The organism is Tistrella arctica (genome assembly GCF_039630945.1).
In the GTDB taxonomy this organism is placed as follows: domain Bacteria; phylum Pseudomonadota; class Alphaproteobacteria; order Tistrellales; family Tistrellaceae; genus Tistrella; species Tistrella bauzanensis.
The window spans coordinates 113,237-136,780 of record NZ_JBBKTV010000002.1; the positions used below are offsets into that span (position 1 = coordinate 113,237).

A 23,544-nucleotide genomic window follows, 5' to 3' on the forward strand; every position below is an offset into this window, starting at 1 on the left:
GCCTGCAAAGGCACGTTCAGCGGACAATCACACCGTCGACGAATGCCATCTGGCAAAACGATTGCATTTGAGGCGTATCCTCGCATGCGACCTGCCTCAACCCTGGTGCCGTGTCTGACTCAATGAATGTGATCGGCCTCAACTTCAGCTTTCTGCCGCCCGGCATTCCGGGGGGCATGGCCACATATTCCTGGTCGCTTCTTGACGCTCTGGTGGCGCTTAACCGTTACCGGTTCGTGCTTTATGCACAGGCGGGACATGTGGTGCCCGAACACCTGGCAGACCATGTGCGTCTGGTCACGGTGCCGCTTTTCGGCGGCCGTTTGAAGCGGGTGATGTGGGAACAGACGGCGCTGCCGGTTCTGGCGCTCAAGGATCGCGTCGATCTTATGTTCAGCTCCGGCAATGCCGGTCCGGTCCTGGGCTGGTTTGCCAAGGTGGTGACCATCCATGATCTGATCTATGCGATGGTGCCCGACCGTGTCGACCGCCATCAGGCGCGCTATCGCCGCGTCATGGATGTGATGACGGCGAGGACGGCCGACGCGGTTATTTCGGTGTCCGAGGCCACCGCCAATGATATCCGCTTCTGCAAGCTGCCGGTCGGTGGAAGACTGCATGTGGTGCCGGAGGCTGCCGGGCCCGGCTTTTCGGCGGCGACACCCGATGATGATCCGATAGACAGGGCCATGATCACGGTGGCCGAGCCGTTCGTGATGATGGTCGCCAGCGTGCTGCCGCATAAATCGCCCCGGATGGTGGTGGATGCTGCCGCGACATTGTGGCACGGGGCGGGCATCCGGACCGTGATTCTGGGAACGGATCCGCGTGGGGCACTGGCGCAGACGCTGATGGCCGCGGGCGATACCGGCATCGTCTGCCTCTACGGGGTTCCGACACCGGTGCTGGCTGCCTATTACCGCCGGGCGCTGTGTCTGGTAATGCCGTCGGAATATGAAGGCTTCGGGCTGCCGATCCTGGAAGCGCAGATCAGCGGCTGCCCGGTGATCACCACCCGTCGCGGGGCGCTGCCCGAAGTGGCCGGGGATGCGGCGATTTTCGTTGAGCCGGGTAATGCGGCGGCCATGGCCGATGCGGTTCTTGGCCTGTATCACGACACGGCGGCGCGTGCCGCGCTGGTCGCGCGCGGGTTTCCCAATGCCGCGCGCTTTTCGTGGGAGCAGGCGGCGGAGCGGACGGCCGCGATATTCGACGACTGTCTGGCGCGGCGCCCGCGGGGGCTGGCGCGGCGACCTGCAGACCCGCGGGGGCTATGACCGCGCCGGCCTGCGGCCGCGCAGGACCGTCATGCATATCGCCGCCTGGACCAGCGATCCGGCAAGGCTTGCCGCCTGCGCACCGACCATGCCGATGCGCGGGATCAGGGCCATGCCGGCCAGCACGATGATCACGGTGCTGCCCAGGCTGAGCCAGGCGATCCGGCGTTCCCAGCCGCGACGATAGCCATGCAGCAGCACCGGCAGCACATAGAAGCCGGGCAGGGCCGCAAGCCCGCCCAGAACCGGCAGGAGGGCCGCGACCTCGAACCCCATACCAACGGTCAGCAGCCCCCATGCGGCGGGAATGGCCACCGCGATCAGCCCCGCTCCGATCAGCAGATGGCGGCGGGCCATGCGGGCGACGGATGCCGCCTGCAGGCGATAGATGCTGCGGGTCGCGGTCATGGCCATCAGCGCGCTGATCACCTGCACCGCCTGGAACACGCTGGCATTGACCTGATAGATGCCCAGATCGGCGGCGGGCAGGTAGAGGCCGACCAGATAGGTGTCGGCGCGGCTGGCCAGCAGCCCTGTCAACGCCACCAGACAGAACGGCCAGGTGCGCCGCAGATGGTCGCGGTCGATCATCTGCTGCCAGCCGCCGCCGGGGGGCAGGGTCTGTGGCGGTCGGCCGACCGTGTCGCGGAACACCCGGAACCGCCAACTGGTGCGCGCCATATCGGCCAGGGTGAACAGCAACAGCAGCCGGCCGGGCGACAGATGGCGCCCGGCATCGGCCACCGCCGCCACCAGCAGCACCACGATCACCACCGCGCCGACCACCAGATCCGCCTTGAAACCGCCCATGAACCGGCCCTGATGCACGCCCAGGCTTTCGAAATGGCCGGCGGTGACCATGGTGATCAGCCAGATGCCCGATAGGACGGCGTCGGCGCTGCCAAGACGCTGGCCGGGTTCGGCGGTCAAGGCTAGGGCCAGCCACATGGCGACCATGGCCGGCGGCAGCAGCAGCAGGCTGCGGGTGGCGACATCGCGCTGCCAGATCTGCACCCGCTGGCCCGGGTGGTGAGCCATGGCGCGGACCAGGTAATCGCGCACCCCCCAGTTCACCACCGCCGCCGCCAGCCCGATGATCAGCATGTGGCGGACCACTTCGCCCCACAGGCTGGCCCCGCCCTGGCCGGCGCCGCCGCTGCGCACCACCAGCACGCTGGCGACCAGTGCCATCAGTGGCGGTATCAGATGCTGGCCGCCGGCGCCGACAAGGCGGTGCAGGCGACGCATCAGGCGGCTATCGGCTCGGTCGGCAAGCAGCACGGCGGTGGGGTTCCGGGGGCGGTATGGTATGCGGATCAGATGGCGGCGCTGAGTGTCTTCAACTCGCGGTTCAGGATGCGGTCGTTGTCGGAATAATCGATCGTGCAGTCGATGACATGAACGCCCGGCGCCTCCAGGCAGGTTCGCAGCAGATCGGGCAGGCCGGCCGCATCGGTCACCCGGTGGCCATGGGCGCCATAGGCCTGGGCATAGGCGACGAAATCCGGGTTGCCATAGCTGAGGCCGAAATCCCTGAAGCCCATATCGGCCTGCTTCCAGCGGATCATGCCATAGGAATTGTCGTTCAGGATCAGCACCACAAGCTGCATGCCCAGCCGGACGGCGGTTTCCAGCTCCTGACTGTTCATCATGAAGCCGCCATCGCCGCAGATCGCCATGATCCGGGCCTCAGGATAAACCAGACGCGAGGCCATGGCCGATGGCAGACCGGCGCCCATGCTGGCCAATGCGTTGTCGAGCAGCACGGTGTTCGGCTGATGCGCCCGGTAATTGCGCGCGAACCACAGTTTGTAGACGCCATTGTCGAGCGCGATGATCCCGTCGGACGGCATCACCCCGCGCACCACCTCGACCAGATGCTGTGGATAGATCGGGAAACGGGCATCGCCGGCATCGCGGGCGATATTGGCGGCACCGGCATCGCGGGCGGTGTGCATGAACGAGAAGTCCCATTCGGGATTGGGGACGATCTCCTCGGCCATCTGCCAGATGGCGTTGGCGATGTCGCCCACCACCTCGATCTGCGGGAAATAAACCGGGTCGACCTCGGCGGAGCGGAAGTTGACATGGATGACCTCGGTGCCGCCGGGCTTCATGAAGAAGGGCGGCTTCTCGATCACGTCATGGCCGATATTGACGATGACATCCGCGGCCTCGATGGCGCGGTGGACGAAATCGCCTGAGGACAGCGCGGCACAGCCGACGAAATGGGGGCTGCGCTCATCGACCACGCCCTTGCCGAGCTGGCTGGTGACGAAGGGAATGCCGGTCTTCTCGACGAAGCGGGTCAGCATGCGGCTGGTCTGGGTGCGGTTGGCGCCGGCGCCGATGACCAGGATCGGCGCGCGGGCGGCCTCGATCCGCCGGATCGCGGCACTGACCGATTTGGCCTCGGCGATCGGCCGGCGCTTCAGGCTGGCCGGGATCGGCTGGCTGTCGGTGATCTCGCGCGCGATATCCTCGGGCAGTTCCAGATGAACCGCGCCGGGCTTCTCCTCTTCGGCCAGCCGGAAGGCTTCGCGCATGCGCGAGGGGATGTTGTCGGCGGAGGCGAACTGATGGGTATATTTGGTGATCGGCCCCATCATGTCGACGACGTCGAGGATCTGGAACCGGCCCTGCTTCGATTTCTTGATCGGCTTCTGGCCGGTCAGCATCATCATCGGCATGCCGCCGAGCTGGGCATAGGCGGCGGCGGTGACCAGATTGGTGGCGCCGGGGCCCAGGGTCGACAGGCACACGCCGGCCTTGCCGGTGTGGCGGCCATAGGTCGCGGCCATGAAGCCGGCGGCCTGTTCATGCCGGGTCAGGATCAGGCGGATGGTTTCCGACCGCGACAGGCTGTCGAGAAAGTCCAGGTTCTCCTCGCCCGGCACGCCGAACACATACTCGACCCCTTCACTTTCCAGGCATTGGACGACGAGATCGGAGGCTTTGGTCATGGTCTGGTCTCCCTGAGCGGCACGCGCACAGTTAAACACGGATCGCCGACCGATGCCCGCATGTGCGTGTCACACAAACACGAGATTTTCTCCGATCAGGCGGCCGATACGGCCAAGGGCATCGGCGAGCACGTCGTCGGCGGCGGCGAACGAGAGCCGGAGATGGCCAGGCAGGCCGAAGGCCGAACCCGGCACCAGCGCGACGCGCGCGCCGTCGAGCAGCCAGCGCGCGACATCCGCGTCTGTGGCAAGCGCCGTGCCATCGCGTGTCGTGCGCCCGATCAGGCCGCTGATATCCGCAAAGGCATAGAACGCGCCCTCTGGCGGCGGGCAGGTGATGCCGGGGATGGCGTTCAATCCCGTCATCACCAGATCGCGCCTGCGGGCGAACACCGCCAGATGATCGGCCAGCACGGTCTGCGGGCCGTTCAGCGCCGCCGTGGCCGCCGCCTGCGACGGGGTGGCGGCGCCGGAGGTGCTCTGGCTCTGGATCGCGGCCATCGCGGCGATCAGGGCGCGCGGCCCGGCCCCCCAGCCGATCCGCCAGCCGGTCATCGCATAGGCCTTGGACACCCCGTTGACGGTGAGGGTGCGGCCGGCCAGCACCGGATCGGCGGCGGCCATGGTGGCAAAGCGCCGGCCGTCATACAGAATGTGCTCATAGATATCATCAGACAGAACCCAGACATGCGGATGCAGATGAAGAACACGCGCTAATGATTTGAGTTCACTGTCTGAATAGATAGCCCCGGACGGATTCGACGGCGCATTCAGCACCAGCCAGCGCGTGCGCGGCGTGATCGCGGCGGCGAGCGTGTCGGGGGTGAGTTTCCAGCCATTGCCGGCCGTGGTCGCGGGGGTCACCGCATGACCACCGGCCAGTGTCACCTGATCGAGATACGACGTCCAGAACGGCGCCGGAATGATAACCTCGCGGCCGGGATCGAGGCTGGCCATGAAGGCGTTGTGGATGACCTGCTTGGCACCCGCGCCGATGATGATCTCGTCGGCCGCATAGTCGAGCCCGTTGTCGCGGCGGTGCTTGTCGCGGATCGCGGCCTTCAGCGCCGGGGTGCCGGTCAGCGGCGCATAGCGGGTGGCGCCGGCCTCGACCGCATCGGCCGCCGCTTGGCGGATATGGGCGGGGGTCGGCAGATCGGGTTCGCCGGCGGCCAGAATGATCACGTCACCGCCCATAGCTGCCGCGCGGGCGCCGATCGCCAGAATCTCGGAGACGCCGATGCCGGCCAGGCGCCGCGCCGGGTTGAAGCCCGATGCCGGCCGTGTGTGGACATGGCTATGCGATCCGGCGGCGGCAGGGCCGCCGGTGAGGTCGGGCGCGGTCATGGGCGGGGGCTCCGGTTTCGCCGCCGGGTGGATGGCGGCGGGTGCCGGATCAGGGCACCCGCCATCGCCAGGCGGGCAGGTCAGGACGGCATGGGGGGCACGGACGGGTGGGGCCGGCCGTATGTCAGCCGATGTCGAAGGTGACGCCCTGGGCCAGCGGCAGGGTGCTGCCGTAATTGATCGTGTTGGTGGCCCGGCGCATATAGGCCTTCCAGGCGTCGGAGCCGGCCTCGCGGCCGCCGCCGGTTTCCTTCTCGCCGCCGAAGGCGCCGCCGATCTCGGCGCCGGACGGGCCGATATTGACGTTGGCGATGCCGCAATCCGAGCCGGATGCAGAGAGGAAGCGTTCGGCATCCCTGATGTCATTGGTGAAGATCGACGAGGCAAGCCCTTGCGGCACATCGTTTTGTGCGGCGATCGCCTCGGCCAGATCATGATGGCGCATGACATAGAGGATCGGCGCGAAGGTCTCGTGGCGGACGATGTCGGTCTGCCGGGGCATCTCGACCAGCGCCGGGCGGTAATAGGCGCCCTGGCCCATCACCTCGACCTTGTCCCCGCCATGAACGGTGCCACCGGCGGCGCGGGCGGCGGCCAGCGCGCGTTCCATCGCCTCACCGGCGGCGCTGTCGATCAGCGGCCCGACCAGCACACCCGCTTCGCGCGGATCGCCAACCTTCACCGAGGCATAGGCCGCCTTCAGCCGGGGCAGGAAGCTGTCATGGATGCTGTCATGGATGAACAGCCGCCGCAGCGTGGTGCAGCGCTGACCGGCGGTGCCCATCGCCGAGAAGGCGATGCCGCGCAGCGCCAGTTCCAGATCGGCCGAGGGCTGAAGGATCGCGGCGTTGTTGCCGCCCAGTTCCAGGATCGAGCGCGCGAAGCGGCTGGCGAGCCGGGGGCCGACCATGCGGCCCATGGCGGTGGAGCCGGTGGCCGAGACCAGCGGCACCCGCGGGTCGTCGACCAGGATCTCGCCGATGTCGCGCCCGCCGATCAGCAGGGCGGCCAGGCCATCGGGAACATTGCCGTGGCGCTTGGCCGCGCGCTCGAACAGGGCGGTCACCGCAAGCCCGGTCAACAGGGTCTTCTCCGACGGCTTCCAGATCACCGGATTGCCGCAGACCAGCGCCAGTGCTGCATTCCACGACCAGACCGCGACCGGAAAATTGAACGCGGTGATGACGCCGATCGGCCCCAGCGGGTGCCAGGTCTCCATCATCCGGTGGTCGGTGCGCTCGGTGGCGATGGTCAGGCCATGGAGCTGACGCGACAGGCCGACGGCGAAGTCGCAGATGTCGATCATCTCCTGAACCTCGCCCAGCCCCTCGGCCGGCACCTTGCCGGCTTCCAGGGTCACCAGCCGGCCCAGATCCTCTTTGGCGGCGCGCAATTCGTCGCCGATCAGGGCGACCAGCCGGCCGCGCTCCGGCGCCGGCACCAGCCGCCAGCGGGCGAAGGCATCGGTGGCGCGGCCGATGGCGGCGCGCGCCTCGTCGGCGGAGGTATCGGCAAGCCGGGCGATCTCGGCGCCATCGAGCGGCGAGCGGGCGATGCGGTCGCCGGCGGTCAGCACCGCATCGGCAACGCCCAGACGCTTCAGAACGGCGCGGGCCTCGTCTGCGGGGGAGGGCCGGATGGCCGTGTCGCGGGTCATGGAGAGCGTTCCTTGAGAATGGGGGCGGAGACTTCTGGTTGGGCGTGATCATACGCCGCGCGACCCGTCAGTCCGAGTGTCAGTTGATCATCGCCGGGACAGGAGGCATCACCGAAATCAATGATTACGTTTTTTCAATAGGTTGTTCGGCGATCTTTGGTTCTGACGTCTGACGTGCCGGCTCTCGCCCGCAGGCCGGCCGACAGCGGGGCGGGTGGTCTGCGGAGGTGATCAGGCGGCTGTGGTCATCTTGAAGATGCCCTGGGCATTGCTGCTGTCGAAGCCCAGATCGAGCCGTCGCCCGGCTTCCACCGCCGCCGCATCGGGCAGCGGATCGCGGGTGATGAACTCATAGAAGCTGCCCGGCACCACGCGGTTGATCACCCCGCCATCGGGCAGGCGGAAGTCGCGCGCGACCTCGGCGGCACGATAGGCGGTCTGGCGCACCCGGCCCGACCCCGAGACCTCGACCTTGTCCTTGATCGGCCGGCCGGCGGCGCGCTCGGCCGCGGCCAGGGCATCGACATCGGCCACCCGGTCGGTGGCGTGATTGAAGGCATTGCCCTCGGTCGCGATCCAGGCCATTTCGGCCGAAGCGGCCTTCAGTGTCTGATAGTCGGCAAGGGCGGGGATGTCGTGCTGGCGATCGAAGCAGCCGACCAGAACCGGCAGGATCGCCGCGGCCTCCGCCACCGGCAGGGTGCCTTCGGCGGCAAGCCGCGCCAGGGCATCGACGGCGGCGGGGGTCAGCGGATCGCGGGCGGTGCCGGTGACGCGGCGCACCACGGCCTCGAAATCGGGACCGAAGCGTTCGGGGTGCAACTCGCTGATGAAGAACTGGGCGATGTCTTCGGGCAGATCCTTCTGGGCATAGGACCGGCCGGTCATCTTCAGACGATCGAGCGGATAATGGCCGGCGCGGGCATAGCCCAGCGGCTCCAGAATGCGCAGGATGGCGGCCTCGCCGCCGGGCAGGGCACCCTGGCCGGCGATCGCCACCGTGCGCACCGCGCCATGATCGTGAAACACCGTGCCGCCGGCGGCGATGCGGCCGGCGACATAGGCGGCGGCGGCCGGCACCCGGTCGAGCAGATCGGCGAACAGCAGCATGTTCAGGGCCTGGGCCACCAGCGCCCGCGATGCCTTGTCGCCGGTGGCGCCGAGCAGGGCGGGGTGCACCACCATGGTATCGAGCAGCGCATCGGCCCGACTGGCGCCGAGACCCGGCGCGATGAGGCGATGAAGGATGGTGGCATGACGATTGGTCATGAGAGGCATCGTTCCTGCAAGCATGTGTCTGAAGGTCGGGCGTCTGGGTGCTGTGGTCGCGGTCGCATCCGGGGGGCGTGATACACGGATCGGACTGCCGCTTCCGGCCCGTCCGGCGGGGATCAGGATGCGACCGCGGGCAGAGTGTGCGATGCTGCGGGCCGTTGGTGAAGCGATGAAAGCTGAGGGGATCATGAGTTTTGGGAATGACCTGCCGTCGAAACGCGGTCTGATCCCGTCACTGGGCGCGCTGCTGGCTTTCGAGGCGGCGGCCCGGCACGAAAGCTTCACCCGTGCCGCGGCCGAACTGAACCTGACCCAGAGCGCGATCAGCCGGCAGATCCGGCAGATCGAGGCGCAGCTTGGGCTGGCGCTGTTCGTGCGGGTGCGTCAGCGGGTGACGCTGACCGATGCCGGCCGGCTGTATCTGGCCGATGTCCGCCGGGCGCTGGGCGAGCTGGGCGAGGCGACGCACCGGGTGATGGCGCTGGCCGGGCGCGGGCGGATCCTGAACCTTGCCACCCTGCCGACCTTCGCCACCCGCTGGCTGGTGCCACGTCTGCCCGATTTCTTCGCGCGCCACCCCGACATCTCGATCAATTTCGCGACCCGGTTGTCACCCTTCGATTTCGCGGCGGAGCCGTTCGATGCCGCGATCCATTTCGGCGGCCCCGACTGGCCGGGCGCGCGCGGCCATCATCTGATGCGCGAGGTGATCGTGCCGGTGGCGAGCCCGGTCTGGCGGGCGAGCCACGCGGCGGGGCTGACACATGGGCGGCTGGCGATGGCCGATCTGGCCCGCCTGCCGCTGTTGCAGCAATCGACCCGGCCGGCGGCCTGGCCGGCCTGGTTCGCCATGCATGGCATCGAGGCGCCCGAGGCGATGCGCGGGCTGGTGTTCGAGCAGTTCGCCATGATCGCCCAGGCGGCCGCATCGGGGCTGGGGGCCGCCCTGCTGCCACGGGTTCTGGTCGAGGATGAACTGGCATCCGGCCGGCTGGAGGTGCTGTTCGACCGGGCGGTGGTGTCGGATCAGTCGTACTGGATCGTCATTCCCGATGCCAAGGCAGGCCAGCCGGCGGTCGAGACCTTCCGCGACTGGGTGCTGCAGGCGGCGGGTGGTGACGGATGAGACATAAAGCGGCCGGGGCCGGCGGTCGTGATCACAGGTCGTGGCAAATGTCGGACGGCCCTCGCATCTTGCAATGCCTGGGTTCACACTGATCAAATCAAACGTCGGCGGGGCCGCCAGCACCACAGGGATGACCAGCGCCATGCTCAATACAATGCTGACAGGGACCGGGGCTCCGGGATTGGAGGTCGAGACGGTGGTCGCCAACCGTGAGGTCATGGTCGGCCATATGCTGGAAGGCCTTATTGAAATCGCAGGCGGCACCAGCATCCTGCAGATCCAGGCGGTGACGCTGGATCTGGTGGTCCGGGCGCTGATCCATGACGACAAGGGCGGTGAGCCGCATCACGGCCTGATCCTGCTGGCGGCGGCGACCGCCGCGACCGATATGACACTGGAGCCCGGCGGCGCCATCACGCTGCCGTTCAAGATGGAGATCCCCCGGCACGCCCCCCTGTCGCTGGGCGTCAGCACCGCCGGCCTGCGGACCCATGTGGTGGTGGAGGGGGCCGCGGATGCCGGCGATGGCGACGCCGTGCGCCTGCTGCCCGACCGCTGGACCGCGGCGGTGCTGGATGCGATGGAGGCTCTGGATTTCCGGCTGGCCGAATCGGATGTCGAGCATGTGCCGGGCGATCCGTGCCCGTTCTTCCAGCGGTTCCGCTTCCGCCCGATGTCGTTGAAGGACGTGCGGGTCGAGTGTGTGGATCTGAGTTTCACGCAGAAGGACGACGGTGTCGACGTTGCGGTGACGGTGGAAAATCGCGGTGGCCTGTTCAGCCGCGCCCACGAGGAAGAGGGCAGCCTGCAGGTGAACGACCAGGTGCTGGCCGAGGGGCCGGACAGGGTGCTGGATCTGCTGCGCGACGAGATCGGGCGCCTGAAGGGCTCGATGGTCGCCTGAGGCGCGTGGTCGCCTGACGCCTTGATCGTCTGGCGTCTCAGCCCGCCGCCCATGTGGTCAGCAGCCAGGTCCACAGATGCTTGGCGCGCCGCTGATAGGCGGCGACGGCTGCCGCCAGCCGGCGACGGTCGGCGGCGGGCAGCATCGCATCCGGCAGCAGCGGGTCGCGGATCAGGCTGCGGATGACCACCCGCCCCAGCGTCAGCGCCTGGGCGGCGGCCTGTTCGGCGGCAAGCTGCCCGGCATCGCTGGCATCCAGCGCGGCATCGCCGCTGGCGACCAGATCGAGCAGGGCATGATAGCCCGCGGCCAGACAGGGCAGATCCCACAGATCCCGGGCACGGCGCTCGTCGTCCGTCGACAACTGGTCCAGGCGGCAGACCAGCGCCGTCGGGGCCAGCCCCAATGCCATCAGATCGGACCGCACGGCACCGGTGCCGCCGGCCAGATTGTCGGGCCGCAGATGCAGGCCCGGTGCGAAGCCCTGAAACCCCCGCAGCCGCAGCGCCCGTTCATGCCGGCGCAGCAAGGGCCGGTCGGTGCGGTCCAGCCCGCCATCGGCCACCGCGATCCAGGCGCCGGTCCAGGCGACCGCGCGGGCTTCCTTGGCCCCCCAGCCTTCCACCTCGCGCATCAGCAGCGACCCGCCGGGCGGCAGGGCGTAAACCCCGCGCGCGGTGGTCACCACCCGGCCGTCGCGCTTCAACCGGCTCAACGCCACCCGGATGGTCTGGTCGCTGAAGCCGAACAGGACGCCGGCGCGCAGCAGCGGCCGCAGCGGCAGGCTGTGGGCATCATGGGTGGCCAGCAGGTCCAGCACCAGCTCATTGGCATTGGGCGGCGTCAATGTCAGGCCGGCCGCCGCCGCCGCGGCTTGTGCGGCCGCCCATTCCGGCGTCCGATCAGAGGCTTGTGGAGGGATGGCTTGAAATGTTTCACGTGTTGTCATTAAATGTCACAAACAGAAGCATTCAACGGGAGGGCATCGGATGACGGAGCAGACAGAGGTTGAAAACGGGCCGACGCGCCCGCCGGTGCGGGTCGAGGTGGCCGACACCATCGCCACGATCATCCTAGATCGGCCGGAGCGGCGCAATGCGGTGGATGGGCCGACGGCGCTGGCGCTGCGCGACGCCTTCGCCGCGGCTATGGCCGATGATGCCGTGCGGGCGGTGGTGCTGTGGGGCGATGGCGGCTGTTTCTGCGCCGGTGCCGACCTGTCGGCGCTGGGCGACCCCGCGCGCCGCAACCAGATCGAGGCCGAAGGCACCGCCCCCGGACCGATGGGGCCGACGCGGATGGTGCTGGACAAGCCGGTGATCGCGGCCATCGCCGGCCATGCCGTGGCCGGTGGCCTGGAACTGGCGCTGATGTGCGATCTGCGCGTCGCGGAACAGGATGCCGTCTTCGGGGTGTTCTGCCGCCGCTGGGGCGTGCCGTTGATCGATGGCGGCACCGTGCGCCTGCCGCGGATCGTGGGCCATGGCCGGGCGATGGACATGATCCTGACCGGCCGGCCGGTCGCCGCCGACGAGGCACTGGCCATGGGGCTGGCCAACCGGGTGGTGGCGAAGGGCCATGCCCGCGCCGCCGCCGAGGCGCTGGCGCGTGAGATCGCGGCCTTCCCGCAGGCCTGCATGCGCGCCGATCGGCGCTCGGCCGTCGCGCAATGGGATCTGCCGGTGGCGGAGGCATTGCGCGCGGAAGGCGCCGGCGGCTATCCGATCGTGTTCCAGGAGGCGATCGCCGGTGCCGACCGGTTCGTCGCCGGCGCTGGCCGCCATGGCCGGTTTGAAGACTGAATCCCGGCATGTGCCGCCCATAGCGGCGCGGCGCTGTCCTTGTTCCGGCATCTTCCAGGAAAAGACCCCATGTCTGCCGTCGCCATCGATACCATCACTGCCGGCGCGTCCGGCCCGCTCTATCGCGACCTGATCGACCGCGGCGCCCGTCAGCATCCCGACCGGGTCGCGATCGAGTTCGAGGGCGCCACCCTCAGCTTTGCCGATGTCGACCGGCAGAGCGCCCGGCTGGCCAATGCCTTTCATGCCCTGGGTCATGGTCATGGCGCCCGCGTGGCGCTGCTGGTCGACAACGGCCTGCTCAGTGTGCCGCTGGATTTCGCCTGCGTGCGAGCCGGCATCAACCGCGTGCCGTTGAACAGCCGGCTATCGGCGCGCGAACACACCCAGATGCTGCGCGACACCCGCGTCTCGGCGCTGGTCTATGGCCCCGATCTGGCGGCCCGGGCGGCGGAACTGGCTGCCGCCGTGCCCGGCCTCGCCCTGCTCAGCCTTGGCGCAGCCGAGGGCGGTGGCACCGATCTGCTGGCGCAGGCGGCGAGCTTGGCCGAGACCCCGCCCGCGATCGCGGTCAGCCCGGATGATGTCGTGCTGACGCTGTTCACCTCGGGCACCACCGGCACTCTGAAGGCCGCCCAGCACACCCAGAGCTCCTATGCCGCCATCTGCCGCAACGTTCTGCTGAACCTGCTACCCGCCGGCCCCGACGACGCGATGCTGCACGCGGCATCGCTGATCCATGCCAGCGGCGTGTTCGTGCTGCCCTTCTGGCTGCGCGGCGGCCGCACGGTGATCATGCGCGGCTTCGAGCCCGATGCCTTTCTGGCTCATCTGGCCAGCGGCCGGATCAGCGCGATCAATCTGGTGCCGACCATGCTGGCCATGCTGCTGGACCGCCCGGGTGCGGCCGCGGTCGATCTGGGGCGGCTGCGCTACATCATCTATGGCGCCTCGCCGATGCCGCGACCGGTGATCGAGCGGGCGATGGCGATGTGGGGGCAGGACCGGTTCTGGCAGTATTATGGCCAGACCGAATGCCCGCTGACCATCGCCGTGCTCCGGCCCGAAGACCATGTGCCCGAGCTTCTGGGCGCCGCCGGCCGGCCGTCGCTGGATGTCGAGATCCGGATCATCGACGAGGCCGGCCATGACGTGCCGCCGGGCATGCCGGGCGAAATCGCGCTGCGCGGTCCGTCGCGCATGATCGGCTATCTGGACGCCCCGGCCCTGAACGCCGAAACCCTGATGCCCGACGGCTGGATGCGCACCCGCGATATCGGCCGGATCTGCGACCGCGGCGTTCTGCATCTGCTGGACCGGACCTCGGACATGATCGTCACCGGCGGCTATAACGTCTATCCGCGGGAAGTGGAAGACGTGCTGGCGGCGCATCCGGCGGTGGCCGAATGCGCGGTCATCGGCCTTGCCGATCCGCAATGGGTGGAGGCGGTGACCGCGGTGGTGGCGCTGCGCCCCGACCACGCCCATCTGGCGGCGGATCCGGATACGCTGGCCGAGACCCTGCGCAGCTTCGCGGGTGAGCGGCTGGCCGGCTACAAAAAGCCGAGGCAGGTGATCGTGGTCGACGCGGTGCCGAAGACTGCGGTTGGCAAGATCAATCGCAAGGCCTTGCGCGACACTCACCGCAGACCTGGCTGATACCGGCACGGAGCCGGTCAGCCGCGCATCGCCTGGGTCGCATCGAAGCCCCGGGCCGCGTCCTGAAGTGCGGGCAGGCCCACGGCCAGCAGCCGGTCGGTGGACATGCGGGCACTATGGGTGCTGACCGCCATGGCCGCGATCACCGTGCCGCTGCGATCATGCAGCGGCACGGCCAGCGCGCGAAGCCCCGGCTCCAGTTCCTGATCCGACAGCGCATAGCCCTGGTCCCGGACCTCGGCCAGCCGGTCGCTGAGCGATTTCATGTCGGTGATGGTGGCGGGGGTGCGCGGTTCGAAGCCCAGGCTGCGCAACAGCACGTTGCGGCGCGGTGGCGCCAGATGTGCCAGCAGCACCTGGCCCATGGCGGTGCAATGGGCCGGCAGCCGTGCACCGACCGCCAGGTTCACCGTCAGGACATGCGGCGGGCCGCCGGCGCGGGCGATATGGATGACGTCGCTGCCATCCAGCACGGCGGCCGAGCAGCTTTCGTTCAATGCGTCGCCGGCCCGCTGCAACCATGGCTGAAGGGTATCGGCCATGTCGAGCGACGACAGATAGGAAAATCCCAGATCCAGCACCAGAGGCGTCAGCCGGAAATGGCGGCCCTCGCTCTGTGCATAGCCGAGCGCTTCCAGGGTGAGCAGGAAGCGCCGGGCGGCGGCCCGGGTCAAGCCGGTCCGCTCCGCCACCTCGCTCAAGGTCTGGCGCGGCGCATCGGCGCTGAAGGCGCGCAGCACCGACAGACCACGGGCAAAGGATGCGACGAAATCAGGCGAGGTCTGGTCGATCATCGGACGCTCCGCGGCGGTATGACCGCCGTTCGTGACGTGAACGGCGTTCATGCTAAGCGAACGGGGCGCCCGGGTCCATCAGCCGCTTGCGTCGGGCTCAGACGTCGCTAGGCCGGATCGACCACCGGCATGGTGCCGGCGCGGGCCTCGATCGCGGCGCCGGCATCCAGCATGGTCGCTTCCTCGTAGCGGCCGCCGACGATCTGCACGCCCAGCGGCAGGCGGCCGGTGCCTTCAGGCGCGGGGGCGAAGCCGGTCGGCACCGACAGGCCCGGCAGGCCCAGGATGGCGGTGGCGTTCAGCGGCGCGAAGGCGTCGATCAGCGGCCGAAGTTCCGCCGCCGGGTGCTCGTCGGCACCAAGCGGCATGGCCGGTTCCAGCGAAACCGGCATCAGGATCAGCGGATAGCGTTCGAAGAAGATCAGCCAGTCGCGCAGGATGGCGTTGCGGCGGGCAAGGCTGGCGATGAAACCGGCCATGTCCAGAGGGTTGGCGTGCATCGCCATGGCGTCGAGCATGTTGAGCAATGTGGCATTGCCATATTTCTCGGCCGTGGCACGGGTGCCGAAACGGTTCTCGGCGGCCAGAAGGTCCAGCCACAGTTGATGGGTCGCGGCGAAATCGGGCGGGGATGCCTCGTCGACGACATAGCCGGCCGCGTCCAGCCAGCCGGCGGCGGTGCGCAGGGTGTCGGCGATCAGCGGATGGGTGCCGTCGGGGATGAACAGGGCCACGCGGATCGGTGCCGCATGGGCGCGGGGGCGTTCCGGCACCGGCACCCACCACGGATCGCGCGGATCGCGCGCCGCCATGGCGGCAAGGCCCATGCGCAGGTCGCGGATGCTGCGTGCCAGCGGCCCCTGGACGGCGGCGAGGTTCGATACGATCATCCGCTCGACGCCGAGCGAGGGGTTGAAGGCGGGCACCCGGCCCAGCGTCGGGCGGATGCCGGCGACGCCGCACCAGTTGGCCGGCAGGCGGACCGAACCGCCCAGATCATTGCCATGGGCCAGCGGGCCGATGCCGGTGGCAAGGGCCGCCCCGGCGCCGCCGCTGGACCCGCCGGGGCTGCGGCCGGCGTCATGCGGGTTCAGGGTGGCGCCGAACAGCGGGTTGTCGGTGAACCAGCGCAGCGACATCGATGGCGCGTTGGTGCGCCCGAAGGGAATGGCGCCCGCCGCCTTCCAGTTGCGCGACACCGGCGCGTCCTCGGCGGCGATGTTGCCGGCCAGCCCCGGCAGGCCGTTGCTGGTGGCCGAACCGGCGAGGTCGATATTGATCTTGATCGTGACCGGCACGCCATGCAGGGGCCCGAGCGGCCCGCCGGCCGCCACGGCCTGGTCGGCCAGATCTGCCGCGGCCAGGGCGGTGTCGTCCAGCCGCTCGACCACGGCATTGACCCGGCCGTTCACCGCATCGAGCCGCTCAAGACAGGCGGCCACCGCCTCACGCGATGAAATCGCCCGGCTGCGGATGCCGCGCGCGATGTCGGCGGCATCCCAGCGCCACAGCGGCCCGGTCGGCAGAGGGGCTGGCGCCAGAGGATAGGGAGCCGAGGGATAGGGAGCCGAGGGATAGGGGGGCAGGGGGGATGATGTGGTCATGAGCGTCACTCCCGAATGGCTGTGGTACCGCCCGGTGCATCCGGGCCGTCGATATCGAAGGCACGCAGCATGGCGGCGACGGCGTGACCCTGGGGGTCTGCCGCCGCGTCCAGCGCCGCGATCACCCCGGCACGGTCGGCCGGGGTCTTGTCCTGGTTCATCTTGATTTTGGCCTCGACCCGGTCGAGGGGCATGGAGAGGGCGACGATCCGCTCCAGCCGCGGCAGGATCAGCGCATCGGGCATGGCATCGAAGGCCCAGGGGCCGCCGAGCGGCGTGTCATAGAGCGCGATGGTGCGGCGGAGCACCGTCAGGATCGCCTGCGGATCCTCGATCACCCGCGGCCGGCCGGTGGCATGGATCGCGGCATAATTCCAGGTCGGAAAGGTCATCCGGTCGGCATACCAGCTTGGCGAGATGAAGGCATGCGGTCCCTGGAAGATCGCCAGCGCCGGTGCCTCGCCACCGATGAAGTGCCGCCATTGATCGTTGTTGCGGGCCATGTGGGTGATCAGGCGCGGCCGGCCGTCATCGCCATCGTCAACCGTGTCGACCAGCATCGGCAGATGGGTGGCGATAGGGACCGCCGGAGGCGGGGCGGCCGGATCGGTCGAGATCAGGGTGGCGAAGCTCCAGGCCCGCATCAGCGCGGCGATGACGTCGGGCCGGGTTTCCTCATAGGCGCGGGGCGTGTACATCGGTGCCGGCCTTCCGTCAGCGCGCCAGCGTGGCGTTCAGCCAGCGCGCGGTGTCGTCCAGCGCCTCGCCGGCCACACGCGCGATCGACACCGCTTCCAGAAAGCTGTGAACGGTGCCGGGATAGACTTTGGCGTCGACCGAAACCCCGGCTGCGATCAGCCGGTCGCGCATCTCGATATTCTCGTCGTAGAGCGGATCGCAATCGGTGATGACCATCCAGGCCGGCGGCAGACCGGCGAGGTCGGCATCCAGAACCCTCAGCCTCGGGTCGAAGCGCTGATCGGGATCGGACACGTAATGCATCAGGAACCACAGCATCATATGGGTGGTCAGCAAGAAGTTGCCGCCGCCGAACCGCGCCACCGACGGCGTCACCAGCTCCATGGAAAAGCCGCCATAATTGAGCACCATGGCCGCGACCGGCGCCTCGCCGGCATCGCGGAAGGTCAGGCAGGCCGAGACGGTGAGATTGCCGCCGGCGCTGTCGCCGCCAAGCGCGATCCGCGCCGGATCGATGCCGAATTCGGCCGCGCGGGCGTGCAGCGCCCGCACGACATCGACCACCTCCTGCGGCGGCCGGGGGAAGCGCGCCTCCGGCGCCAGCGCGTAGTCGACGCCGATCACCACCATCCGCGCACGGCTGGCGTATTCGCGCATCAACCGGTCGTGGGTGTCCAGGCTGAACAGCACGAAACCGCCGCCATGCAGATAGATCAGCGCCGGCGCCGGTGTCGCCACCCCGGCCGGCCGGTGGATGCGGATACGGACATCGCCATGACGGGTGGCGATGGCATGCTCGGTGGTGTCGGCCATCACCGGACCGCCTTCGGTCCAGCGCCGGCGCACGGTTTCGGCGATCGCGCGGGCTTCGGGCGGGGTGACCTGTTCGCGCGGCGGATGGGCGGCGGCATCGGCCATCATCTGGCGCACGAAGGTCGCGATCTCAGGGTCGAGGATATCGAGCGGCGAGGCTGCGGTCATGGGATCGTCTGTCCTGAAACGGGGGCGGTGGTGCTGTGGGCGGCGAAGACCGACCGGCCGGGAATGGCCGCCAGCAGCGCGCGGGTATAGTCGTGGGTGGGGTTGGCGAACAGTGCCGCGGTCGGCCCCTGTTCGACGATGCGGCCATGGCGCATCACCACGGTGCGGTCTGAAACCTCGGCCGCGACCCTGAGGTCATGGGTGATGAAGATCATGGCCAGGTTCAGCTCGCGGCGAAGCTCGGCCAGCAGCGCCAGGATCTGCGCCTGAACCGAGACGTCGAGCGCCGAGACCGCCTCGTCGGCGACCAGGATCGCCGGATCGGGGGCCAGCGCCCGTGCGATGCAGATCCGCTGGCGCTGCCCGCCTGAGAATTCATGCGGATAGCGCCCGGCCGCCGAGGCATCGAGCCCGACCCGTTCCAGCAGCCGGCGGGCGATCGCCATCGCCTCGTCCCTGGAGGTGCCGAAGGCGATCGGCCCGCGGGCGATGGCCTCGCCCACCTTGTGGCGCGGATTGAGCGAGGCGAACGGATCCTGGAACACCATCTGCACCCGGTGGCGATAGCTTTTCAGCGCGGCACCGCCCAGCCCGGCGATGTTGCGGCCATCGAACAGGATCTCGCCGGCATCGGGGCGGGTCAGCGCCATCACCATGCGGGCGAGGGTGGATTTGCCCGAGCCGCTTTCCCCCACCACCGCCAGGCTTTCGCCGGCGCGCAGGTCCAGCGAGATATCGTCGGCGGCGGCGACTGTGCGGCGACTGGCGAAGCCGGTGCGGCTGGTGAAGGTCTTGCGCAGGCCCCTGATCCGGAGCAGCGTGTCGCCCGCCGCCGGATCGCCGGCATGGGCTGCATCGGTGGCACGCGGGCCGGCGCGCCCCGGCACCGCATCGATCAGCGTGCGGGTATAGGCATGCGACGGCCGGGCCAGCACCGCGCCGCCGGGGCCTGTCTCCACCACCTGCCCGTGGCGCATCACCACCACCCGGTCGGCGATGTCGGCGACCACGCCGAAATCATGGGTGATGAACAGAACCCCCATGCCGCGCGCCTGTTGCTGGGCCCTGATCAGATCCAGGATCTGGCGCTGGGTGGTGACGTCGAGCGCCGTGGTCGGCTCGTCGGCGACCAGCAGGGCGGGATCGTTGGCCAGCGCCATGGCGATCATCACCCGCTGGCGCTGACCGCCAGAGAGCTGGAACGGAAATCGCCGGACGATGGTGGCGGGATCGGGCAGGCCCACACCCTCGAACAGCGCCCGCACCCGTGCCCGGCGCTCCGTGGCGGTGAAGCGGCCATGGATGGCCATGGCCTCGGCCACCTGATCCCCCGCTTTGGCCAGCGGATTGAGCGCGCTCAACGGTTCCTGGAAGATCATCGCGACGTCGCGGCCCCGGATGCGGCGCATGGCATCGTCGGTGAGCGGCGCGACATCGCGGCCGTCGAGCAGGATCTGCCCTGATGTCAGCCGCACCCGTGGCGGCAGCAGACCCAGAACCGCATGGGCGGTCATCGATTTTCCCGAGCCGCTTTCGCCGACCAGGCAGACGATCTCATTGCGCCCGACGCTCAGCGATATGTCGTCGACGGCGCGGGCCCGGTCGCCGCCGCTGGGCAGGGTGATGGTGAGGTCGCGGATGTCGAGCAGCTTGGTGGCCGGTGTGGCGGCCAGCGCGGCCATCGGAGCGGTTGCGGTCATGTCGGTCATGGCTGTCAGCGCCCCCGCCGCGCGATGCGCGGGTTCAGCGCGTCGTTCAGCGCCTCGCCCACCAGATTGACCGCGACCACCGTCAGCAGGATGGCGATGCCGGGGAAGACGCTGGTCCACCAGGCCTGACGGATGACGGTGCGCGCCGATCCGACCATGAAGCCCCAGGACATGTGGTTGGGATCGCCCAGCCCCAGGAACGACAGCGCGCTTTCGATCAGGATCGCGGTGGCGACGGTCAGCGAGGTGGCGACCACGATCGGCGACAGCGCATTGGGCATGATGTGGCGGATGATGATCGCCAGCGCGCTTTCGCCCTGGCAGCGGGCGGCATGCACGAAATCGCGGGTGGCGATGCTCATGAACTCGGCGCGGGTCAGCCGGGCCAGTGGTGGCCAGCTCACGATCGCGATGGCGAAGATCACCGTCGCCATGCTGGGCGAGAGGATCGAGACCAGCAGGATCGCCAGCACGAAACCCGGAATGGTCTGGAACAGCTCGGTGATCCGCATCAGCACGTCATCGACCAGCCCGCCGAAATAGCCGGCGGCGGCGCCGACGATCACCCCGATACCGGCCGCCGACAGCGCCGAGGCGATGCCGATGATCAGCGAGACGCGCGCGCCCCAGGCGATGCCGGCCGCGACATCCCGGCCAAGCGTGTCGGAGCCGAAAGGCAGGCCTTCCGACAAGGGTGGCTCGAACGGCGCGCCGATCATCTCCCACGGGCTTTCCGGAAACAGCACCGGCGCGCCCAGGGCCATGGCGATGACCGCCACCAGCAGGATGGCGCCGACGATCCCGCTCGGGTGACGGAAGAAGGTGGAGGCAAGCTCCCGCATGGGTTTGCGTATCCTTGATCTGACGATGGCCGAGGATCTGACGATGGCCGGGGGCGGCGGGCAGGGCCTAGCCGGCGCGGGCGAGGCGCGGATCGATGATCCGGGTGATCAGGTCGGTCAGCAGGTTGATCGCGATCACCAGCACCGACATCACCAGAAACACGCCCAGCAGCACCGGATAGTCGCGCTGCATCACCGCCTCGAAGGTCAGCCGGCCAAGGCCGGGCCAGGCGAAGACGGTTTCCACCACCACCGATCCGCCGATCAGCGCGCCGGCCTGGACGCCGGCGAAGGTGACCACCGGCAGCAGGGCGTTGCGCAGCATGTGGCGGCGGATCACCTGACCGCGGGCGAGGCCCTTGGCGCGGGCGGTCTTGACGTAATCCTGATGCTCCACCTCGATGATCGAGGCACGCATCAGGCGGGCATAGATCGCCAGATAGATGGCGGCCAGGGTCGCCACCGGCAGGACCATGTGGGTCGCCACATCCAGCACCAGATCGATGCCGGTGATGGTGGGGCCGATGGTGCTGAAACCGAAGGCGGGCAGCCAGTCCAGCCGCACCGAGAAGATCAGCACCAGCATCAGCCCCAGCCAGAACACCGGCATGGCATAGAACAGCAGGGCGGCGATCGAGATGACGGTGTCGGTCCACTTGCCGGCGCGCACGCCGGCAAGCGTGCCGAGCAGGCTGCCGATGGCCAGTGCCAGAAGGAAGGCGGTCACGGTCAGCAACAGGGTTGCCGGCAGGCGTTCGCCGATCAGCACCGAAACCGGCTGGCGCTGGCGATAGGAATAGCCCAGATCGAAGCTGGCCACTTTCGCCAGATAATCGGTCAACTGGACATGCAGTGGCTGGTCGAGCCCGTATTCGGCGCGCACCTGCGCCAGCAGCTTTTCATCCGACGCGCCCGACTGGCCGGCGATGACCGCGGCCGGATCGCCGGGGGCCGCATGGACCAGCAGGAAGTTGAAGGTGGCGATGATCAGGATCATCACCGCGATCTTGATCATCCGTGCGGCGATGCCGCGAAGGCTGTCGAGCATGGATCGCATCTCCCGGAAGCGTGCAGGGTCGCCGCGGCGTCCCGCGACAGGCACCCGACCCGGAGACCCGATCCGGGGCAGGTGCCATGTGTGGCGGGATCGCCGCGGCGGCGGGGGAGGATCAGCCTTCGTAATAGGCGGCGTCGAAATCGTCGTTGACGCCGATGGCCGAGACGATCAGATCGTGGAAGCGCTTGTCATACATGGTCGGGAAGTCGAGCTCGACCAGCCAGCCCACCGGCACATCCTCGACCAGCAGGCGCTGCACCTCGCTGTAGAGTTCCTGGCGTTTGGCCGGGTCGACGGCCAGCGCCGCCTCGGCGAACAGCCGGTCGACCTCTGGGTTGCTGTAGCCGGCGGTGTTCGAGAACAGCACGCCCTTGCGGATATTGCTCGACACATAGGTGCGCGACACGCCCAGCGCCGGATCGCCGAACTGATACAGCCAGGGCGCGGTGATCTCGAAATCCCAGTTGCCGGAGCGGGTCGCCCAGCCGGCGATATCGATCGCCTCGATCACGATCTCGATGCCCACCTTCGACAGCGCCTGACGGATGTATTCGGCGAACCGCATCCAGACCTCGCCATAAGGCGGCACCAGATAGGTCAGCGATACCCGCTTGCCGTCGCCATCCGGCTTCAGCCCCATCTGATCGAGCAGCGCCGTCGCCTTGGCGGGGTTGAAGTCATAGGTCTTGACCTTGGGGTCGTAGAATTTCGTCGCCTTCGAAATCGGCCCGGTGGCCGGCCGCGCCAGCCCGAACAGCACCTTGCGGACCAGAACGTCCTTGTCGATGGCGTGCATCACCGCCTGACGGAAGCGCTTGTCGTCCATGGGCTTGATGCGGTTGTTGAATTCCAGCCACAGCAGCGGCGCATAGAACTCATAGCCCTTGGTGGTGAACTCGACATGCGGCAACTGCTTCAGGCGCGGCACGTCGAACATCTCGACATCGCCCCACTGAGTGAGGTCGACGGTGCCGTTCTCAAGCGCCACAGATCGCGAGGCGGCATCGGGGATCACCCGGTACAGGATCTCGTCCAGATAGGGCTGGCCGGGTTTGTAATAGGCATCGTTGCGCACCAGCCGGATATAGGAGCCGCGCACCCATTCCTTGAACTTGTAGGGCCCGGTGCCGATCGGGGTGGCGTTGTGCGGGTTGTTGCGGTAATCGGTGCCCTCGTACAGATGCCGGGGCATGATCGGGCAGGACGACATCTCGAAGCATTGCAGGAAGGGACCGAACGGCTCCTTCAGCTTGAACACCACGGTGTGGTCGTCGGTGGCGGTGACGCTGTCGCAGCGGGCGAAGTTGCCGCGCGCGCGGGGATGGGTTTCGGCCAGAAGCACGGTGGTCGTGAACACGACGTCGGCGGCGGTGAAGGGCGCGCCGTCATGCCAGGTCACGTTGTCGTAGAGGTGGAAGGTATAGGTCAGGCCGTCTTCCGAAATCTCCCAGCTCTTCGCCAGCCCCGGCTTGGGCGTCTGGTCGAAATCAAACTTCAGCAGGCTCTGATAGATCTTGCCCGCGACGGTCAGGGTCGGGGCCTGCTGGTTGATTGCCGCCACCAGAACCGGCGGCTCGGGCTGGATGATCACGTCAAGCGTGCCGCCCCGGGTCTGACCGGCGGCGCGCCGGATGCCCAGCGGAATGCCGGCGGTGCCGACGACACCGGCCATCAGCATCAACTTGTTGAAGTCACGACGGTTCATGATAAGCCGCACCCCTGGTTTCTGGTCTGTCTGATTGATCTTCAGCGTCTGCGCGCCGGTTCTCCGGCGTCGCGGTGGCCTCCCTGGCCCTTGGTCTTCGGCAAACAGTGTAGGACCGGGACGGCGTGGCCCGCGTCGCGGCA

The 23,544-nt window shown here is 68.5% G+C and carries 19 protein-coding genes; 5 read left to right on the forward strand and 14 right to left on the reverse strand.

Features of this window, described 5'->3' with window-relative positions; translation table 11 throughout:
- The first annotated feature begins 110 nt into the window (after window positions 1-110).
- Entirely contained in the window at window positions 111-1,277 is a 1,167-nt protein-coding gene (locus tag WG924_RS04605) for a glycosyltransferase family 4 protein (protein ID WP_345931844.1), read from the forward strand.
- Here WG924_RS04605 and WG924_RS04610 read toward each other — a convergent pair.
- The 5 genes from WG924_RS04610 to WG924_RS04630 all read right to left on the reverse strand — a co-directional run bounded on the left by WG924_RS04610 (window position 1,272) and on the right by WG924_RS04630 (window position 8,429).
- The gene (locus WG924_RS04610) at window positions 1,272-2,525 is read right to left on the reverse strand and encodes a lipopolysaccharide biosynthesis protein (RefSeq protein WP_345931845.1); all 1,254 of its coding nucleotides are present in this window, start codon (window positions 2,523-2,525) and stop codon (window positions 1,272-1,274) included. The genes WG924_RS04605 and WG924_RS04610 overlap by 6 nt on opposite strands.
- Before the next feature lie 68 nt (window positions 2,526-2,593).
- Window positions 2,594-4,240, reverse strand: coding sequence for an acetolactate synthase large subunit (locus WG924_RS04615; protein WP_345931846.1), 1,647 nt, complete (start codon window positions 4,238-4,240; stop codon window positions 2,594-2,596).
- A gap of 69 nt (window positions 4,241-4,309) precedes the next feature.
- A complete protein-coding gene (locus WG924_RS04620; protein ID WP_345931847.1) occupies window positions 4,310-5,587 on the reverse strand; it encodes a pyridoxal phosphate-dependent aminotransferase in 1,278 nt (425 codons plus the stop codon).
- A 124-nt stretch (window positions 5,588-5,711) separates the two neighbouring features.
- Window positions 5,712-7,244, reverse strand: a complete 1,533-nt coding sequence (gene amaB, locus WG924_RS04625) for an L-piperidine-6-carboxylate dehydrogenase (RefSeq protein ID WP_345931848.1) — start codon at window positions 7,242-7,244, stop codon at window positions 5,712-5,714.
- Between the two features lie 231 nt (window positions 7,245-7,475).
- Complete coding sequence (locus tag WG924_RS04630) at window positions 7,476-8,429, reverse strand: DUF1338 domain-containing protein (RefSeq protein WP_345932256.1); 954 nt, start codon at window positions 8,427-8,429, stop codon at window positions 7,476-7,478.
- A gap of 277 nt (window positions 8,430-8,706) precedes the next feature.
- Here WG924_RS04630 and gcvA point away from each other — a divergent pair, with 277 nt between their 5' ends.
- Window positions 8,707-9,645 (forward strand): transcriptional regulator GcvA, encoded by a 939-nt coding sequence (gene gcvA / locus WG924_RS04635; protein ID WP_345931849.1) that lies wholly within the window; start codon window positions 8,707-8,709, stop codon window positions 9,643-9,645.
- Between the two features lie 142 nt (window positions 9,646-9,787).
- Window positions 9,788-10,549, forward strand: coding sequence for a sporulation protein (locus WG924_RS04640; RefSeq protein WP_345931850.1), 762 nt, complete (start codon window positions 9,788-9,790; stop codon window positions 10,547-10,549).
- Between the two features lie 37 nt (window positions 10,550-10,586).
- Here WG924_RS04640 and WG924_RS04645 read toward each other — a convergent pair whose 3' ends face one another.
- Window positions 10,587-11,396 carry a transcriptional regulator gene (locus WG924_RS04645; protein WP_345931851.1) on the reverse strand — a complete coding sequence of 270 codons (810 nt, stop codon included), beginning with the start codon at window positions 11,394-11,396 and terminating at the stop codon, window positions 10,587-10,589.
- A 142-nt stretch (window positions 11,397-11,538) separates the two neighbouring features.
- Here WG924_RS04645 and WG924_RS04650 point away from each other — a divergent pair, with 142 nt between their 5' ends.
- Window positions 11,539-12,351, forward strand: coding sequence for a crotonase/enoyl-CoA hydratase family protein (locus WG924_RS04650; RefSeq protein ID WP_345931852.1), 813 nt, complete (start codon window positions 11,539-11,541; stop codon window positions 12,349-12,351).
- Window positions 12,352-12,420: 69 nt separating this feature from the next.
- Complete coding sequence (locus WG924_RS04655) at window positions 12,421-14,010, forward strand: class I adenylate-forming enzyme family protein (protein ID WP_345931853.1); 1,590 nt, start codon at window positions 12,421-12,423, stop codon at window positions 14,008-14,010.
- Between the two features lie 17 nt (window positions 14,011-14,027).
- On the opposite strand, the gene WG924_RS04660 is transcribed toward WG924_RS04655, so the two are convergent.
- The 8 genes from WG924_RS04660 to WG924_RS04695 all read right to left on the reverse strand — a co-directional run bounded on the left by WG924_RS04660 (window position 14,028) and on the right by WG924_RS04695 (window position 23,401).
- Window positions 14,028-14,804 carry an IclR family transcriptional regulator domain-containing protein gene (locus tag WG924_RS04660; protein ID WP_345931854.1) on the reverse strand — a complete coding sequence of 259 codons (777 nt, stop codon included), beginning with the start codon at window positions 14,802-14,804 and terminating at the stop codon, window positions 14,028-14,030.
- 107 nt (window positions 14,805-14,911) lie between these two features.
- Window positions 14,912-16,408, reverse strand: a complete 1,497-nt coding sequence (locus tag WG924_RS04665) for an amidase (protein ID WP_345931855.1) — start codon at window positions 16,406-16,408, stop codon at window positions 14,912-14,914.
- 5 nt (window positions 16,409-16,413) lie between these two features.
- The gene (locus WG924_RS04670) at window positions 16,414-17,106 is read right to left on the reverse strand and encodes an FMN-binding negative transcriptional regulator (RefSeq protein ID WP_345931856.1); all 693 of its coding nucleotides are present in this window, start codon (window positions 17,104-17,106) and stop codon (window positions 16,414-16,416) included.
- Window positions 17,107-17,122: 16 nt separating this feature from the next.
- Window positions 17,123-18,088: an alpha/beta hydrolase fold domain-containing protein gene (locus tag WG924_RS04675; RefSeq protein ID WP_345931857.1), complete on the reverse strand. Its 966-nt coding sequence runs from the start codon at window positions 18,086-18,088 to the stop codon at window positions 17,123-17,125.
- Window positions 18,085-19,797 (reverse strand): ABC transporter ATP-binding protein, encoded by a 1,713-nt coding sequence (locus tag WG924_RS04680; protein WP_372044710.1) that lies wholly within the window; start codon window positions 19,795-19,797, stop codon window positions 18,085-18,087. Before WG924_RS04680 ends, WG924_RS04675 begins: the two co-directional genes overlap by 4 nt.
- Window positions 19,798-19,802: 5 nt before the next feature.
- Window positions 19,803-20,639, reverse strand: coding sequence for an ABC transporter permease (locus WG924_RS04685; RefSeq protein WP_345931858.1), 837 nt, complete (start codon window positions 20,637-20,639; stop codon window positions 19,803-19,805).
- A gap of 67 nt (window positions 20,640-20,706) precedes the next feature.
- Window positions 20,707-21,687, reverse strand: coding sequence for an ABC transporter permease (locus WG924_RS04690; RefSeq protein ID WP_372044711.1), 981 nt, complete (start codon window positions 21,685-21,687; stop codon window positions 20,707-20,709).
- A 121-nt stretch (window positions 21,688-21,808) separates the two neighbouring features.
- On the reverse strand, window positions 21,809-23,401 hold the full coding sequence (locus WG924_RS04695) for an ABC transporter substrate-binding protein (RefSeq protein WP_345931860.1): 1,593 nt from the start codon (window positions 23,399-23,401) through the stop codon (window positions 21,809-21,811).
- Window positions 23,402-23,544 lie beyond the last annotated feature (143 nt).

Bases quoted from the DNA above. Each gene is read 5' to 3' on its own strand.
- WG924_RS04610 (WP_345931845.1), bottom strand. From the start codon at position 2,525: ATGCGTCGCCTGCACCGCCTTGTCGGCGCCGGCGGCCAGCATCTGATA.
- WG924_RS04615 (WP_345931846.1), bottom strand. From the start codon at position 4,240: ATGACCAAAGCCTCCGATCTCGTCGTCCAATGCCTGGAAAGTGAAGGG.
- WG924_RS04620 (WP_345931847.1), bottom strand. From the start codon at position 5,587: ATGACCGCGCCCGACCTCACCGGCGGCCCTGCCGCCGCCGGATCGCAT.
- amaB (WP_345931848.1), bottom strand. From the start codon at position 7,244: ATGACCCGCGACACGGCCATCCGGCCCTCCCCCGCAGACGAGGCCCGC.
- WG924_RS04630 (WP_345932256.1), bottom strand. From the start codon at position 8,429: ATGGTGGTGCACCCCGCCCTGCTCGGCGCCACCGGCGACAAGGCATCG.
- gcvA (WP_345931849.1), top strand. From the start codon at position 8,707: ATGAGTTTTGGGAATGACCTGCCGTCGAAACGCGGTCTGATCCCGTCA.
- WG924_RS04640 (WP_345931850.1), top strand. From the start codon at position 9,788: ATGCTCAATACAATGCTGACAGGGACCGGGGCTCCGGGATTGGAGGTC.
- WG924_RS04650 (WP_345931852.1), top strand. From the start codon at position 11,539: ATGACGGAGCAGACAGAGGTTGAAAACGGGCCGACGCGCCCGCCGGTG.
- WG924_RS04655 (WP_345931853.1), top strand. From the start codon at position 12,421: ATGTCTGCCGTCGCCATCGATACCATCACTGCCGGCGCGTCCGGCCCG.
- WG924_RS04660 (WP_345931854.1), bottom strand. From the start codon at position 14,804: ATGATCGACCAGACCTCGCCTGATTTCGTCGCATCCTTTGCCCGTGGT.
- WG924_RS04665 (WP_345931855.1), bottom strand. From the start codon at position 16,408: ATGACCACATCATCCCCCCTGCCCCCCTATCCCTCGGCTCCCTATCCC.
- WG924_RS04670 (WP_345931856.1), bottom strand. From the start codon at position 17,106: ATGTACACGCCCCGCGCCTATGAGGAAACCCGGCCCGACGTCATCGCC.
- WG924_RS04675 (WP_345931857.1), bottom strand. From the start codon at position 18,088: ATGACCGCAGCCTCGCCGCTCGATATCCTCGACCCTGAGATCGCGACC.
- WG924_RS04680 (WP_372044710.1), bottom strand. From the start codon at position 19,797: ATGACCGACATGACCGCAACCGCTCCGATGGCCGCGCTGGCCGCCACA.
- WG924_RS04685 (WP_345931858.1), bottom strand. From the start codon at position 20,639: ATGCGGGAGCTTGCCTCCACCTTCTTCCGTCACCCGAGCGGGATCGTC.
- WG924_RS04690 (WP_372044711.1), bottom strand. From the start codon at position 21,687: ATGCTCGACAGCCTTCGCGGCATCGCCGCACGGATGATCAAGATCGCG.
- WG924_RS04695 (WP_345931860.1), bottom strand. From the start codon at position 23,401: ATGAACCGTCGTGACTTCAACAAGTTGATGCTGATGGCCGGTGTCGTC.